The 15,205-nt window shown below is 39.1% G+C and carries 18 protein-coding genes; 17 read left to right on the plus strand and 1 reads right to left on the minus strand.

The features are described 5' to 3' along the window. Nucleotides 1–9 precede the first annotated feature (9 nt). The 13 genes from ubiT to deoD all read left to right on the plus strand — a co-directional run bounded on the left by ubiT (nt 10) and on the right by deoD (nt 11,098). Nucleotides 10–528, plus strand: coding sequence for a ubiquinone anaerobic biosynthesis accessory factor UbiT (gene ubiT / locus PVK71_RS13990; RefSeq protein WP_130044291.1), 519 nt, complete (start codon nt 10–12; stop codon nt 526–528). Next, nucleotides 518–1,021 (plus strand): GNAT family N-acetyltransferase, encoded by a 504-nt coding sequence (locus PVK71_RS13995; protein ID WP_274419367.1) that lies wholly within the window; start codon nt 518–520, stop codon nt 1,019–1,021. Before ubiT ends, PVK71_RS13995 begins: the two co-directional genes overlap by 11 nt. A gap of 129 nt (nt 1,022–1,150) precedes the next feature. Next, the gene (locus PVK71_RS14000) at nt 1,151–1,552 is read left to right on the plus strand and encodes a DNA polymerase III subunit psi (protein ID WP_274419368.1); all 402 of its coding nucleotides are present in this window, start codon (nt 1,151–1,153) and stop codon (nt 1,550–1,552) included. Next, complete coding sequence (gene rimI, locus PVK71_RS14005) at nt 1,542–1,988, plus strand: ribosomal protein S18-alanine N-acetyltransferase (RefSeq protein ID WP_274419369.1); 447 nt, start codon at nt 1,542–1,544, stop codon at nt 1,986–1,988. Before PVK71_RS14000 ends, rimI begins: the two co-directional genes overlap by 11 nt. A 117-nt stretch (nt 1,989–2,105) precedes the next feature. Further along, nucleotides 2,106–3,686, plus strand: a complete 1,581-nt coding sequence (gene prfC / locus PVK71_RS14010; protein ID WP_130044287.1) for a peptide chain release factor 3 — start codon at nt 2,106–2,108, stop codon at nt 3,684–3,686. A gap of 102 nt (nt 3,687–3,788) precedes the next feature. Beyond that, nucleotides 3,789–3,902 carry a DUF5363 family protein gene (locus PVK71_RS14015; protein WP_130044286.1) on the plus strand — a complete coding sequence of 38 codons (114 nt, stop codon included), beginning with the start codon at nt 3,789–3,791 and terminating at the stop codon, nt 3,900–3,902. Beyond that, a complete protein-coding gene (locus PVK71_RS14020) occupies nt 3,902–4,678 on the plus strand; it encodes a TatD family hydrolase (RefSeq protein WP_274419370.1) in 777 nt (258 codons plus the stop codon). The genes PVK71_RS14015 and PVK71_RS14020 overlap by 1 nt, the downstream gene beginning before the upstream one ends. 198 nt (nt 4,679–4,876) lie before the next feature. Then, entirely contained in the window at nt 4,877–6,133 is a 1,257-nt protein-coding gene (locus PVK71_RS14025) for a NupC/NupG family nucleoside CNT transporter (protein WP_274419371.1), read from the plus strand. Between the two features lie 286 nt (nt 6,134–6,419). Next, nucleotides 6,420–6,590 carry a XapX domain-containing protein gene (locus PVK71_RS14030; protein ID WP_005417708.1) on the plus strand — a complete coding sequence of 57 codons (171 nt, stop codon included), beginning with the start codon at nt 6,420–6,422 and terminating at the stop codon, nt 6,588–6,590. Between the two features lie 265 nt (nt 6,591–6,855). Continuing rightward, nucleotides 6,856–7,632, plus strand: coding sequence for a deoxyribose-phosphate aldolase (deoC, locus tag PVK71_RS14035; protein WP_130044283.1), 777 nt, complete (start codon nt 6,856–6,858; stop codon nt 7,630–7,632). Between the two features lie 115 nt (nt 7,633–7,747). Then, complete coding sequence (gene deoA, locus PVK71_RS14040; RefSeq protein ID WP_274419372.1) at nt 7,748–9,079, plus strand: thymidine phosphorylase; 1,332 nt, start codon at nt 7,748–7,750, stop codon at nt 9,077–9,079. A 10-nt stretch (nt 9,080–9,089) separates the two neighbouring features. After that, nucleotides 9,090–10,310, plus strand: coding sequence for a phosphopentomutase (locus tag PVK71_RS14045; protein WP_274419373.1), 1,221 nt, complete (start codon nt 9,090–9,092; stop codon nt 10,308–10,310). Nucleotides 10,311–10,381: 71 nt separating this feature from the next. Continuing rightward, on the plus strand, nt 10,382–11,098 hold the full coding sequence (gene deoD, locus PVK71_RS14050; RefSeq protein ID WP_274419374.1) for a purine-nucleoside phosphorylase: 717 nt from the start codon (nt 10,382–10,384) through the stop codon (nt 11,096–11,098). A 67-nt stretch (nt 11,099–11,165) separates the two neighbouring features. Here the strand turns inward: deoD and PVK71_RS14055 are convergent, their stop codons facing one another. Continuing rightward, nucleotides 11,166–11,771 carry a YtjB family periplasmic protein gene (locus PVK71_RS14055; protein WP_338000082.1) on the minus strand — a complete coding sequence of 202 codons (606 nt, stop codon included), beginning with the start codon at nt 11,769–11,771 and terminating at the stop codon, nt 11,166–11,168. Nucleotides 11,772–11,895: 124 nt separating this feature from the next. Between PVK71_RS14055 and serB the strand changes: the two genes are divergently transcribed. The 4 genes from serB to PVK71_RS14075 all read left to right on the plus strand — a co-directional run bounded on the left by serB (nt 11,896) and on the right by PVK71_RS14075 (nt 15,055). Continuing rightward, nucleotides 11,896–12,864 carry a phosphoserine phosphatase gene (serB, locus tag PVK71_RS14060; RefSeq protein WP_274419376.1) on the plus strand — a complete coding sequence of 323 codons (969 nt, stop codon included), beginning with the start codon at nt 11,896–11,898 and terminating at the stop codon, nt 12,862–12,864. 695 nt (nt 12,865–13,559) lie between these two features. After that, nucleotides 13,560–13,781: a Flp family type IVb pilin gene (locus tag PVK71_RS14065; RefSeq protein ID WP_274419377.1), complete on the plus strand. Its 222-nt coding sequence runs from the start codon at nt 13,560–13,562 to the stop codon at nt 13,779–13,781. Between the two features lie 16 nt (nt 13,782–13,797). Beyond that, a complete protein-coding gene (locus tag PVK71_RS14070) occupies nt 13,798–14,235 on the plus strand; it encodes an A24 family peptidase (RefSeq protein ID WP_274419378.1) in 438 nt (145 codons plus the stop codon). A gap of 7 nt (nt 14,236–14,242) precedes the next feature. After that, nucleotides 14,243–15,055: an RcpC/CpaB family pilus assembly protein gene (locus tag PVK71_RS14075; protein ID WP_274419379.1), complete on the plus strand. Its 813-nt coding sequence runs from the start codon at nt 14,243–14,245 to the stop codon at nt 15,053–15,055. The last annotated feature ends 150 nt before the right edge of the window (nt 15,056–15,205 follow it).

The following is a 15,205-nucleotide window of genomic DNA, read 5'->3' on the forward strand; positions in this document are numbered from 1 at the left end:
AAATTAAGCGTGATTAATCAAATTCGTTCAAAACTAGTAAAAAATGCGGCATCGATCTTAAAAGTTCCTGCAAAGTTAGTACCTGTTTCAGTTCAACAGAAGGCTTTACTCGAAGGCTTGAAACAAGTATTTCATGAAGCGCTTGACGATGGGGATTTTGAGTTTCTAGAGGATAAATGGTTAAAAGTTTCCATTCTTGATCTCGAATTACATTGGTTTATCAGTTATCAAGATGAAAAACTGATAGTCTCAAACAAAGAAGAGAGTGATGATGTGAGTTTTAGTGGCCAATTAAATGATTTGATTTTAATTGCAGGCCGTAAAGAAGATCCTGACACTCTATTTTTCCAACGTCGCCTTAAAATTGAAGGGGATACAGAGCTTGGGCTTGAAGTGAAAAACTTAATGGACAGTGTTGATCTTGATTCACTTCCAAAACCTTTAAACCAAGCATTGATGACGTTGGCTAATTTTGTCCAACAAGGTTTACAAGAACCTGAAGTAAAAGAGACGATAAATGCTTATTAGAACTGAAGCGCCAGCGGATATTTTAACGATAGAACGATTAGTTCGTGAAACCTTTGAAACAGAAGCAGAAGCAAAGCTTGTGATGTCTTTACGTGAAAACAGTCACTTAACGCTATCACTGGTCGCTTGCTCTGATGAAGGAGAGGTGATTGGACACTGTTTATTTAGCCCTGTAACACTTGATGGTGAAGATTTTAATTGGCAAGGTTTAGCGCCATTGTGCGTTAAAAAAGAATGCCAAAAGCAAGGTATTGCTCAAGCCTTAGTGAAAGAGGGGTTAGAAACCTTAGCTGAGTTGGGTTACCCGGTTTCAGTGGTATTGGGTGATCCCGCTTATTATCAACGTTTCGGTTTTGAATCTGCAAAAACATATAATATGAAGTGTAAATGGGAAGTGCCAGAAGAGGCATTTATGATTAAGGCGTGCTCTCCTGAGTTTCTAGAAGGGAAAGCGGGCTTAATTGAATATTGCCCAGAGTTTGATTTGCTATAATCCAATAATAGAATGCTCATTATGATTAATGAGCATTTTTACTTATCGTTTTAATCCCTCCGACAACAAGTGGCATCAGTTGAGGAATATTGATAATATTCTTCTCCCTAGATTGACAAGTGAATTGATATGCCACAGCAAGCGTTACAGTTTTTAAATGAAATGAATATTTCAGTTTGGCAAGTCCGACAACCTGAATATTTCCCAACATTAGAAGCCAATACCATATCGTTACCGGAAACTTGTCAGTTACTTTTTGTGGCTCCTGCAGTTCCTACTGAGCGTGATGCTTTTCTTTTTGGAAAGGTACTTGCGAGCATGAAATTACTACCAGAGCAGGCGTTATTTCTTCCTTCTAGCGCGTTAGAGTATTTAGCTGAGCACAAGCTAGCATGGTCTTGGTTTTCGGGTGTACCTATTACTGAGTTGGAAGGGGTGAAGGCATTAAGCTCTCCACTGCTTTCAGAAATGCATACTAATACTCAATCACGACGTGATTTATGGCGACAAATTTGTTCTTATGACCATTAATATTCAACCGATCTCTGATTCTCATTTAGATGATATTTGGAGAATCGAAAACGCAGCACATTCACATCCTTGGGCAGAGTCTATGCTCCGAGAACTGAACAGTCGCTGTGCGCAACATCGAGTGATGCTAGAAAATGATCAGGTTGTGGGCTACTTCTATGCTCAAAACGTGGTAGGCGAAGTGACCTTACTGAATATTGCTATTGATCCTGCGCATCAAAGAAAAGGGTTTGGTCGTAAGTTGACTGAGTTTTTTATTGATATGTGTATGGAACAAAGCGCTGAATCTGCTTGGCTTGAAGTTCGTGAAAGTAACGTAAAAGCGATTTCTTTATATGAATCTGAAGGGTTTAATGAAGTTACTCGACGTCATGATTACTATCCAACAGCCACTGGTAAAGAAGACGCTATTATCATGAGTTATATTTTCTTTTAAATACCTCTTATTTAATGCTGAGGTTATTTTAATTCGGTGCTTTAGATAATGGCCGTCTTTGAGTATAATCTCGCCTAATTACATCCTTTCTGAAATCTTACAGGATTATCAACGCTTATGTCTTTTTTACAAGAAGTGGGTAAACGCAGAACGTTTGCCATCATTTCTCACCCGGATGCGGGTAAAACAACCATTACTGAAAAAGTATTATTATTCGGAAACGCGATTCAAAAAGCGGGTACCGTAAAAGGTCGTGGTTCAAACCAGCACGCAAAATCAGACTGGATGGAAATGGAAAAAGAACGTGGTATCTCGGTAACTACGTCGGTAATGCAATTTCCATTTAATGGTTGTCTTGTTAACCTTCTTGATACTCCTGGACACGAAGATTTCTCTGAAGATACTTACCGTACACTAACGGCAGTAGATTCATGTCTAATGGTTATCGATGCCGCTAAAGGTGTCGAAGATCGTACTCGTAAATTGATGGAAGTAACACGCCTACGTGATACACCTATCGTTACGTTTATGAACAAATTAGACCGTGAAGTACGTGACCCAATGGAAGTGCTTGATGAAGTAGAAAGCGAGCTAGGAATGGCTTGTGCACCTATTTCATGGCCGATTGGTTGTGGTAAAGAATTTAAAGGCGTTTACCACATCCATCGCGATGAAACGATCTTATACGCATCAGGCCATGGTCATGAAATTCAAGAAGTTCGTACCATTAAAGGTTTAGATAACCCAGAGTTAGATGTAGCCGTTGGTGCTGAGTTAGCTGCGAATGTTCGTGAAGAGCTAGAGTTAGTTATGGGTGCTTGCCCTGAATTTGATCTTGAGCTTTTCCTTGCCGGTGAATTAACGCCAGTATACTTTGGTACCGCATTAGGTAACTTTGGTGTTGACCACATGCTAGAAGGCTTAACGGATTGGGCTCCTGCACCACAAACACGTGAAGCAGTAGAACGTCCAGTTGAAGCAACAGAAGATAAGTTCTCAGGCTTTGTATTTAAGATCCAAGCAAACATGGATCCTAAGCACCGTGACCGTATCGCTTTCATGCGTATTGTGTCGGGTACTTATACTCAAAGCATGAAAATGAATCACGTGCGTACAGGTAAGAGTGTCAGTATTTCTGATGCGGTAACTTTCATGGCGGGCGATCGTTCTCGTGCTGAGACGGCGTATGCGGGTGATATCATTGGTTTACATAACCACGGTACCATTCAAATCGGCGATACGTTCACGCAAGGAGAGAGCTTAAAATTCTCAGGTATTCCAAACTTTGCCCCTGAATTGTTCCGTCGTATTCGCCTAAAAGATCCACTAAAGCAGAAGCAACTGCTTAAAGGTCTTGTTCAACTTTCTGAAGAAGGCGCGGTACAAGTATTCCGTCCACTTCAAAACAATGATTTGATCGTTGGTGCGGTTGGTGTACTTCAATTTGATGTGGTCGTATCTCGTTTAAAATCTGAATATAACGTTGAAGCTATTTATGAAGGCATCAGTGTAGCAACTGCTCGTTGGGTTGAATGTACTGATGGCAAAATCATGGATGACTTCCAGCGTAAAAACCAAAGTAACCTAGCGTTAGATGGTGGCAATAACTTAACGTATATTGCTCCAACGATGGTTAATTTGAATTTAGCGTCTGAGCGTTTCCCTGAGGTTCAATTCAGAGCGACTCGTGAGCACTAATCTAGTTGCAATCAAATAAATAGAAACGGAGTCTTAACGGACTCCGTTTTTGTATCTATAGTATAGAGATAATGACTGTAATTAATGATAAGGAAGGCGAGGGTGCTGAAACTGATTAAGTTATGGATTAAGAAATACGATGATTGGTGTAAGTCGCTAGGGTTAACGCCTGAAAATAAACGCAGTTGTGTCCCTTATAAAAAAGAAGAAGAGTAATGACTTTCCGATTCATTGATTCACACTGTCATTTTGATTTTGCTCCTTTTAAAGGTAACGAAGCCTTGTATTTACAAATGGCAAAAGACAGAGGAGTAACAACATTCATTGTCCCTAGTGTGAATCAATCAAACTGGGAGCAAGTGAATGGCTTATCTCAACAGTTTGATGACATTTACTGTGCATTAGGCATTCACCCATTATTTATTACATCAAACTATGAAAAGGAATTAGAAAATTTAGTTAAGTTGCTTGATGCAGAAAATAATAAGTGTGTAGCGATTGGTGAATGTGGATTAGATTTTTGGCATCAAGAAAGTGATAAAGAAATACAGATCTCTGTTTTTCGTCAGCAGTGTTTATTGGCAAAAAAGCATCAACTTCCTTTAATTATTCACAGCCGTAAAAGCCACGATGTGGTAGTAAAACTGTTGAGAGAAATTAGACCAGAGAGAGGCGGGGTTATTCATGGTTTCAGTGGTAGTTTGCAGCAAGCGAATCAATTTATTGAATTAGGTTTCTATATTGGTGTCGGTGGCGTGATCAGTTACGAAAGAGCTAAGAAGACCAAAATGGTGGTTTCACAATTGCCTTTAGATAAAATTTTATTAGAAACCGACGCACCAGACATGCCATTGTTTGGCTTTCAAGGGCAAAAAAATACGCCAGATAAAGTACAAAAAGTATGCGAACACTTGGCTTTGATTAGAAAAGAGTCAATGCAAACGATTTCGGAAACTGTTTATAAAAATACCACCTCTTTGTTTGGGATTTGAGTTATTAGTCATTTCTTTAGGTGTAATTGATGATTATTTAGAAACCTCTTAGTGATAATGATCACAATTATGAATGAACAAAGCATGTATCAGCCGCGATTATGTGACAACAGCATTACTTTATTGGTGGTTCAATGAGTATAATCGCCCCCGCTAATTTGAAACACGCCAACAATAAATTTAGGGAAAACTTTAACTATGAGCCTGCTAATGAGTTTGGTTGGGATCGTGGTACTGCTAGGTATAGCTGTACTTCTTTCTGACAACCGCAAAGCAATTAATTTACGTACTGTGGGTGGTGCATTTGCTATCCAATTCTTCCTAGGCGCATTTGTACTTTATGTACCTGTGGGTCGTGATGTACTTTACGGTGCATCTGAAGCCGTTGCGAACGTAATCAACTATGGTAACCAAGGTATCGAATTCTTATTCGGTGGTTTAGTATCAGGTAAAATGTTTGAAGTATTTGGTGGCGGCGGTTTTGTATTCGCACTACGCGTACTTCCTGTAATCGTATTTTTCGCTTCATTAACAGCGGTTCTTTACTACCTAGGTATCATGCAAATCGTGATTAACTTCCTAGGTGGTGCTCTACAGAAAGCGCTTGGCACATCTCGTGCGGAATCACTATCTGCTACAGCTAACATCTTTGTTGGTCAAACTGAAGCGCCTCTAGTTGTGCGTCCGTTTGTTCCAAAAATGACTCAATCTGAGCTATTTGCAGTAATGTGTGGTGGTCTAGCATCTGTTGCTGGTGGTGTACTTGCTGGTTATGCTTCTATGGGCGTGCCTCTAGAATACCTAATCGCAGCATCATTCATGGCTGCACCTGGTGGTCTTCTGTTTGCTAAAATCATCAAACCAGAGACTGAAACACCAATTGATCAACTTGACGCACTTGATAACGAAGGCGAAGATAAGCCAGCTAACGTAATCGATGCTGCTGCGGCAGGTGCTGCAACAGGTATGCAACTTGCGTTAAACGTAGGTGCAATGCTTCTTGCTTTCATTGGTCTTATCGCGCTTATCAACGGTATCTTAGGTGGCGTTGGTGGTTGGTTCGGTATGCCAGAAATCACACTAGAGCTTATTCTTGGTTATATCTTTGCTCCACTTGCATTCCTTATCGGTGTGCCGTGGGAAGAAGCGATAATCGCAGGTTCATTCCTTGGTCAAAAATTGGTAGTTAACGAATTCGTTGCATACCTAAACTTTGCACCGTACTTAGCTGAAGGCGCTGAAATTGTTCTTTCTGAGAAAACGAAAGCAATCATTTCATTCGCACTATGTGGCTTCGCAAACCTTTCTTCTGTAGCTATTCTACTTGGTGGTCTTGGTAGCCTTGCACCAGCACGTCGTCATGACATCGCAAAGATGGGTATGAAAGCAGTTGCTGCTGGTACATTATCAAACCTAATGTCAGCAACAATCGCAGGTCTATTCCTATCTCTATAATCTTATAGAGCAGAACAGATAATCACAAAAACCCGCACTTATTGCGGGTTTTTTTATGTTTGTTATTTAAGTAAGAAGTGTGATGAAAATATGATGTTATTTCACATATTTTGTGTAAAAAGATTGAGATGCAAACCGATTGCGTTACCACACAAAAACAATCAAGCTAAATTATATTGATATAATGAATCCATAATAAAAGAGAGAAGAACTGCTAGGTTAAAAAAATAAGCTATGGTCTAAACTATAGTTAATGCACACACAACCTAAAAAATGAGAGTCAATTATGAATGAAGTTTTACTATCTATGTTCGCAGGTTTGATTGTTGGAGTTGTTTTCTCTGCAATTAAGCTGCCTATTCCAGCTCCACCAGTTCTTTCTGGAGTGATGGGAATCGTCGGTGTTTACGCTGGTGCTGTCGGCTACCAATGGATTGTTGAACGTTTCTTTTCATAATCTCAGTGTCTTTCTATGGAAACATGGTTTCACTAGTGCCACTGAACAAGTATTGGTAAAATGAACCATGTTTCAACGGTGTCTCATGATGAGACGTTAGAGCGGTACTCATTCATACTATTGAAGTAAGTACTGGCGGCAAAATGGATATTGATTGAGCGTTATGCGCTCAAGTCTTCAAGGAATCAAGTCCGCTCATTTGCTGTTGAACTTAATATATGAACAGCAAAACTATCAAAGAATTTATTCTATTTTGGAGATAACAATGAGCGATTTAAAAGCAGCGGCACTACGTGCATTACAATTAATGGATTTAACGACGCTTAACGATAATGATACAGACGAAGCAGTAATTGCACTTTGTAAAAATGCAAAAACAGCAGTAGGCAATACCGCAGCAGTTTGTATTTACCCACGTTTCGTTCCTATCGCTAAGAAAACGCTGCGCGAGCAAGGCACACCAGAAGTGCGTATCGCAACAGTAACTAACTTCCCACACGGTAATGACGATATCGCTATCGCAGTTGCAGAAACTAAAGCTGCTGTAGCTTATGGTGCTGATGAAGTTGACGTGGTATTCCCATACCGTGCACTTATCGCAGGTGATGAAACGGTTGGTTTTGAACTGGTTAAGCAGTGTAAAGAAGCGTGTGGTGATGTTCTTCTTAAAGTGATCATTGAAACGGGTGAGCTAAAAGAAGAAGCGTTAATTAAGAAAGCATCTCAAATCTGTATTGAAGCTGGCGCTAACTTTATTAAAACATCAACAGGTAAAGTGCCTGTTAATGCAACACCAGAATATGCTCGCATGATGCTAGAAGTTATTCGTGATATGGGCGTAGCGAAAACAGTTGGCTTTAAGCCTGCGGGCGGCGTTCGTACTGCTGAAGATGCACAAGCATACCTAGCAATGGCTGATGATATCTTAGGTGGCGATTGGGCTGATAACATGCACTACCGTTTTGGTGCTTCAAGCCTTCTGACTAATCTACTAAACACATTAGAAGTAACAGAAGAAACAGCTGATCCATCAGCTTACTAGTTTCTCGTTATTTGATTTATAGCTAAAAAATAAATCGACTTAGGTGAGGCATTACCGCCTCACCTACCTCAACCCTACCTATATTAATTACCCAACCAAGATTGGGGAGGCACTAATGTATCTACCACAAGAGATTATTCGCAGAAAGCGTGACAATAAAGTACTAACAACAGAAGAAATTAACTTTTTCATTCAAGGTGTTGCAAAAAATACGGTATCTGAAGGTCAAATAGCCGCATTTGCAATGGCGGTTTACTTTAATGAAATGACAATGCCTGAACGTATCGCATTAACGTGTGCTATGCGTGATTCAGGAATGGTGATTGATTGGAGCTACATGAACTTTGATGGGCCAATCGTTGATAAGCATTCTACTGGTGGTGTAGGTGATGTAACCTCATTGATGCTTGGCCCAATGGTGGCAGCGTGTGGCGGTTATGTTCCTATGATCTCTGGCCGTGGTTTAGGTCATACTGGTGGTACGCTAGATAAACTAGAGTCAATTGCTGGCTACAACATTATGCCAAGCAATGAGATTTTTGGTAAAGTGACTAAAGAAGCGGGTGTAGCAATTATTGGTCAAACGGGTGATTTAGCTCCGGCTGATAAGCGTGTATATGCGACTCGTGATGTAACGGCAACGGTTGATAATATTTCATTAATTACAGCCTCTATCTTGTCTAAGAAATTAGCCGCGGGTTTAGATTCGTTAGTTATGGATGTTAAAGTGGGTTCTGGTGCATTTATGCCAACTTACGAAGCGTCAGAAGAACTAGCAAAATCAATTGTAGCAGTAGCTAATGGGGCTGGAACCAAGACAACGGCATTATTAACAGATATGAACCAAGTGCTTGCCTCGACAGCTGGTAACGCATTAGAAGTACGTGAAGCGATTCGTTTCTTAACGGGTGAATACCGTAATCCTCGCTTATACGAAGTTACGATGGCGTTGTGCGCTGAAATGTTAGTCATTGCTAACTTAGCAAAAGATGAGCAAGAAGCACGTACTAAACTACAATCTGTACTAGATAATGGTAAAGCGGCAGAATGCTTTGGTAAAATGGTGTTTGGTCTTGGTGGCCCAAGTGACATTATTGAAAATTACGATAATCATTTAGAAAGCGCTCAAATCATTAAACCTGTATTTGCTGATAACGCGGGTATTGTTAATGCGATGGATACTCGTGACTTAGGTATGGCTGTAGTGGGCATGGGCGGCGGTCGTCGTGTTGCAACGGATACTATTGATTATGCGGTTGGTTTAAGTGATATGATCTGCCTAGGCCAAACTGCCGATGCAGAACAACCATTAGCAATGATTCATGCTCGTAATGAAGAACAATGGCAACAAGCAGCGGATGCGGTAAAAGCAGCCGTTGTGATTAGTGAAGAACAACCAGAAATGACTCCGGAAGTTTATCGCAAAATTCGCCCTGAAGACGTGTAAGGAAGAAAACATGAAACGTGCAATAATTTTAGTACTTGATTCATTTGGTATTGGTGCCGCAGGCGACGCTGAGAAGTTTGGCGACGTAGGTTCTGATACGATGGGGCATATTGCAGAACAGTGTGATAAAGGCCTAGCTGACAACAGTAATCGTCAAGGACCTTTAACGCTTCCAAACCTTTCTAAGCTTGGTTTAGCAATGGCGGGTAAAGAATCAACAGGTCAATTTGCAGCAGGTTTAGATGCAAATGCAGAGATCATTGGTGCTTACGGTCACGCGGCTGAACTGTCTTCAGGTAAAGATACGCCTTCAGGCCACTGGGAAATCGCTGGTGTTCCAGTATTGTTTGATTGGGGTTACTTTTCTGATAAAACAAACAGCTTCCCTAAAGAACTGACAGATCGTATTCTTGCTCGTGCAAATCTTTCAGGTTACCTAGGTAACTGCCATGCATCAGGAACACAAGTGCTTGATGATTTAGGTGAAGAGCACATGAAAACAGGCATGCCTATTTTCTATACATCTGCTGATTCTGTATTCCAAATTGCCTGCCATGAAGAAACATTTGGTTTAGATAATCTATTAACACTGTGCCAAATCGCACGTGAAGAACTTGAAGATTACAATATTGGCCGAGTGATCGCTCGTCCATTTATTGGCCCAGGTAAAGGTCAGTTTGAACGTACGGGGAACCGTCGTGATTTATCTCTTGAACCACCAGCAGCAACTATTTTACAAAAATTAGTGGATGAAAAAGGCGGACAAGTTCACTCAATTGGTAAGATCTCTGATATCTATGCTGGCTGCGGCATTACTAAGAAAACCAAAGCTACCGGTATTCCTGCGCTGTTTGATGCGACTAAAGACGCGATTGAAACGGCAGGTGATAACACCATTGTATTTACTAACTTTGTCGATTTCGATTCAGCGTATGGTCACCGTCGCGATGTGGCAGGTTATGCTGCAGCATTAGAATATTTTGATGGTCGTCTTCCTGAGATCATGGATATGCTAAAAGAAGATGATATTCTGATTCTAACGGCAGATCACGGTTGTGATCCAACATGGCCAGGAACCGATCATACACGTGAACATATCCCTGTTATTGTTTATGGTCATAAAGTACCTGCTGGCTCATTAGGGCGTCGTGATACATTTGCCGATATTGGTCAAACCTTAGCAGAGTACTTTGAAACCTCTGATATGGAATATGGAAAATCTTTCCTATAAAAAATGATAAGCAGTAGGGCCCTCTCTACTGCTTTTTTCTATTTAAAGTTAAATAAGCAAGGATATAAATTATGGCTACTCCACATATTAATGCTGAAATGGGTGATTTTGCAGACGTAGTACTGATGCCTGGTGACCCGATCCGCGCAAAATACATTGCTGAGACATTCCTTGATAATGTAGTTCAAGTATGTGATGTTCGTAATATGTATGGTTTTACGGGTACTTATAAAGGTCGTAAGATTTCTGTTATGGGTCACGGTATGGGTATTCCATCATGCTCAATCTACATGACAGAATTAGTAAAAGATTTTGGCGTTAAAAAAGTGATCCGTGTAGGCAGCTGTGGTGCTGTGAATGATGGCATCAAACTACGTGATGTTGTTATCGGCATGGGCGCATGTACTGATTCAAAAGTGAACCGCATCCGTTTTAAAGATCATGACTTTGCAGCGATTGCTGATTATGAAATGGTTCGTAATGCAGAGCTAGCAGCGCAAGCTCGTGGTATCGATGTAAAAGTGGGTAATCTTTTCTCTGCTGAGTTGTTCTACACACCAGATCCAAGCATGTTTGATCTAATGGATAAATACGGCATCGTTGGTGTTGAGATGGAAGCTGCGGGCATGTACGGCGTGGCTGCGGAGTACGGCGCAAAAGCATTAGCGATTTGTACCGTATCGGATCATATTAAGACTGGCGAGCAAACCACATCTGACGAGCGTGCAACGACCTTTGATGAAATGATGCTAATTGCACTTGATTCAGTACTGCTTGGCGACAAGTAGTAATACGCGTAACAAAAAATATTTAGAAATAAAAAAGGCGATGAGGTTAACTTCATCGCCTTTCTTTTTATGCTTTACCACCAAATAATGTGGTAACTGGTTTACTCGAACGCTCTCTTTTTCGTAATAAAGCCATAATCATCATCCCTGAAACTAAACTGATTACTAACATACCAAACATTAAGCGATCGCTTTTACGGTAATGGTGATTAGCAAACCCTGTCAGTGTCGACTTCTCAAAGGTGACTCGAAGAAAGCCAAGTAAACGATCTTCTTTGATTATCGGTTCGATTAATTGCTGGCGTCCAATACCATCTATAGAGAGTGGTGTATTTAACCCTGTAATTTGTGAAGCGGTCAGTGCATTATCACTTTTGGCTAAGATCCCGCCTTCTGCATCATATATGGTTGCATCAAATACGAGAGATTCTGTGGCTAAGTTATTAGCCAATTGCAGTAAGCCTTCGTGATTATCTTGTTTTATATTCTCAACAGAAAAGAGAGCAGCTTGGCGTACCATAGTACGACTAAGATCTTGCAGCTGCTTATTTTGTATAATTTGGTTATTGTCACTGATAACTGTACTGTTGATTAAGATAAAGTAACTGAATGCAAGAAGGGAAATTAGCATTAGGCTTTTTACAATAAAATTTTGAGAAAGCATCGAGATCATCACGCAAATTAGAATGAGGGAATTATACTCAATTTACAGAAAAATAGCAGTTTATGTCGTTTGGGTCTTGCTCATCTGCTCTGCAATCGGTATTTTTGAGATAGGATTAGTAAGGATACGAATCATGGATATGATAAACCCATTCTCAATTAAGAAAAATATACCCCTATTAAAGCGTTTCTCATCAACCCGAGAAACCACCCAGTTGGATCTAAAGCAGACTGGGTGGATTGTATATAGCGCTCATTTGTCTCAACATCACTTTCAAGATATTGACTTCTTTATTGGTGAGCAAAGTATAATTCTCGCGACTTGGAAGGTTGGGCATTATGATGTCGCTGCGATAGCAGGTGAAATGACGCCTGAACATAAAACGATTCTTGATGCACTAGAGTTAGATTACGCTGAAGTTAAAGACATTCCTGATTTATCAAAACCTGGAATTATCTTATTTGATATGGATTCAACAGCAATAGAGATTGAGTGTATTGATGAAATCGCTAAATTAGCAGGTGTTGGAAAACAAGTTTCAGAAGTAACCGAGCGCGCAATGCAAGGAGAGCTTGATTTTAAAGAGAGCTTAATTCAACGAGTAGGAACCCTAGCCGGAGCTGATGAAGCGATTTTAGCTAAAGTGAAATCAGAGTTACCCTTCATGCCAGAAGTCAGAGAACTGGTTGCTACCATGCATAAATACGGTTGGAAACCTGCTATTGCTTCTGGTGGTTTTACTTATTTTTCTGATTATCTTAAAGACGAATTAAGTTTAGTACACGCGCAATCAAATCAACTAGAAATCGTAGACGGCAAGCTCACGGGAAAAGTGTTAGGTGACATTGTAAGTGCTGAAACTAAAGCTGAGATTTTAGTCGAGTTAGCAGATAAATATGATATTGAGATAAGCAATACCGTTGCCGTTGGCGATGGTGCTAATGATCTGGTGATGATGGAAGCTGCGGGTCTTGGTATTGCTTATCATGCGAAACCTAAAGTTCAGCAAAAAGCTCAAACGGCGGTTCGTCATGCTGATTTAGGTGGAGTCGCTTGTATATTGTCAGTGTCTTTATTACTGAATAAAAAATTGAGCTGGTAATATTAATTAAAAAAGAAGGAATAAATGGACTCTAAATGACAGTTAGAGTCCCTTTATAGTTGATTAGGCTAGCTTAACGTTGATGGAATGAGTATTTTATTTTTCGAGCTAAGCATATCCCCCACCATTTATTTTTTTTCGTCATACTTATCGCCATCAAGGTTGCCATCGATGCGTGCATACTAGGACAAGCTGAAATGCCGCTGCCTAAATAAACCGCTCCTTTTAAGGTAGCTTTCCCACAACGTAACTTGGGTCTTTAGTGCCCATATTGTAATGTCACTACCATTATCGATTAATTGCTGATTTTGCTCATTAAGTAAATTCATAAATGGTTGAAAGTAATCATTGCCGCCATTAATTAAGTAATTATTGACACAATCAAGGTTAACGCACTGCAAAGTAAATAGATCCAACGGTCTTTATATAATGGTGTTTTTATTTGGTCTATTACTTCTGCTTTTAACATCTATATTACCTGAATTACGTTAATTTTGTGCATTATTACCTCCCTCAAAGACTTAACTCAATTTTTTGTGTGATCTTTATCACGTATCTGAATGGAATCTGAATGAGGTCTACATTAATGTCATGGAATTGTCATAGGGTGTGTCATTAAATTGACGATGATGAGCTGTACGAATAATATTCACCTTGTTCGCTTCGAACAGATATTAATCAATTAAGGATTTATTATGTTAACTAAATTATTCGTAAAGTCTCAACTTGTTCTACAATCTTTTAAAAATGATGAGCGTGGCGTAACTGCAATTGAATATGCAATCATTGGTGTTTGTATTTCTGCAATCGTTCTTGTTGTATTTAACGGTACACTACGTGATGCACTAGAAGGTGCAATGAGCACTATTTCTAGCAACATCGAAGCGGCAAACACAGCGTCAGGTAGCACTGAATGATAAATAATTAGAACTGATGAAAATACAAACTTGGTTATTTTTTTTTATTTTAATTACCAATGTCTATATTGTTTTTCATGATGTTAAGAATAGAAAAATATCTAATAATGTCATTGTTTTAATCGTGTTGTCTGGATTTTTTTCTATTTTTATTAAAGGTGATTTAAGTTATTTTATTTCACCTTTAATAATCTTAATTGTCGGAATTGTTTTATTTAAAATTAATTTGATAGCGGCAGGTGATATCAAATTATTCTCTGCGTTGGCATTAATGATCAAGCAAGAATATATTTTATTAGTTATTTGTATTTTTTTGTTTATTGGTGGGATACAAGCATATTGCCAATTCAGCATCTACAAATTAACAAATAATGAAAAATGGGTAAGTAGGGGCGTACCTTACGGTCTTGCTATCTGTACTGGTAGTGTATTTGGTATTCTTGCATCAATATAGGTTAGTTATGAAATCAAAAGTAATATTAGTATTGGCAATAATTACGATGTCAATTGGCCTTTATGGAATACTTAATACACCCAAAATAGCTCCTACTCACTCATTAGCCCAAGAAGGTAATAGTGAGAAACTGGTACCAAGTGTTGTGGTGTGGGTTGCTAAAAATGATTTGCCTTTGGGGTCAAGATTAAAAAGAGAAGATCTTGAGATACAAAGGATTAGTCAAATTCAAGCCGATCGTATTGGATTGCTAAGTAATACAGAATTTGATTTTAAAAATAAATTACTTATTAATAAAGATATATTATCAGGTGACTTCGTGACGTCTGAAGACGCCTTGTTTCCAGGGGATGAAGGATATTATAGTCTTATTGTTGAAGAGGGTTATGTTCCATTTAATCTAACAATTGATCGTGCTGATATGCTTGGTGGGATTATTTCTACTGAAGATAATGTAGATGTAGTCTCTATATCATCGCTAAAGCAAAATCTAGCAGACAGCAGTGGAATTGATGATATTACAACATTAAGAATGAAGCCACTTCTTACCAATGTTCGCGTTCTTGATATAATACGAGAAGAAAAAGTTATTAATTTAACGAAAAATAAATATAAGTCAGAAGTGAAAATTGTTCTTCAATTAACACATAGAGAATTAGCAAAAATAATTATTGCACAAAGAATATCAGAGATTGAAGTTTATAAATCAATTGGAGATAAATATTCAAGTGAGTTACATGCTGACTCAAGTGATGTTATTTCAATTCCGTCCTCTAAAAGCCATCGTATTACGAAGGCAATACAAGAGTTAAGAGGGTAATAAAGGTGAGTAATTTAACTAAAATCCTGGTCGTATTGAGTGCATTATTTTCGAATTTTGTTTTTTCTCAAGAGGTTGAAAATTTATCAGAAGGCAATGCTAAAAGCGTAACCATGAACTCTGATATTTCCTCTGTTTTTATATCTAACC

The sequence above is a fragment of the Aliivibrio sp. S4MY1 genome (assembly GCF_028765545.1).
Classification (GTDB): Bacteria; Pseudomonadota; Gammaproteobacteria; order Enterobacterales; family Vibrionaceae; genus Aliivibrio.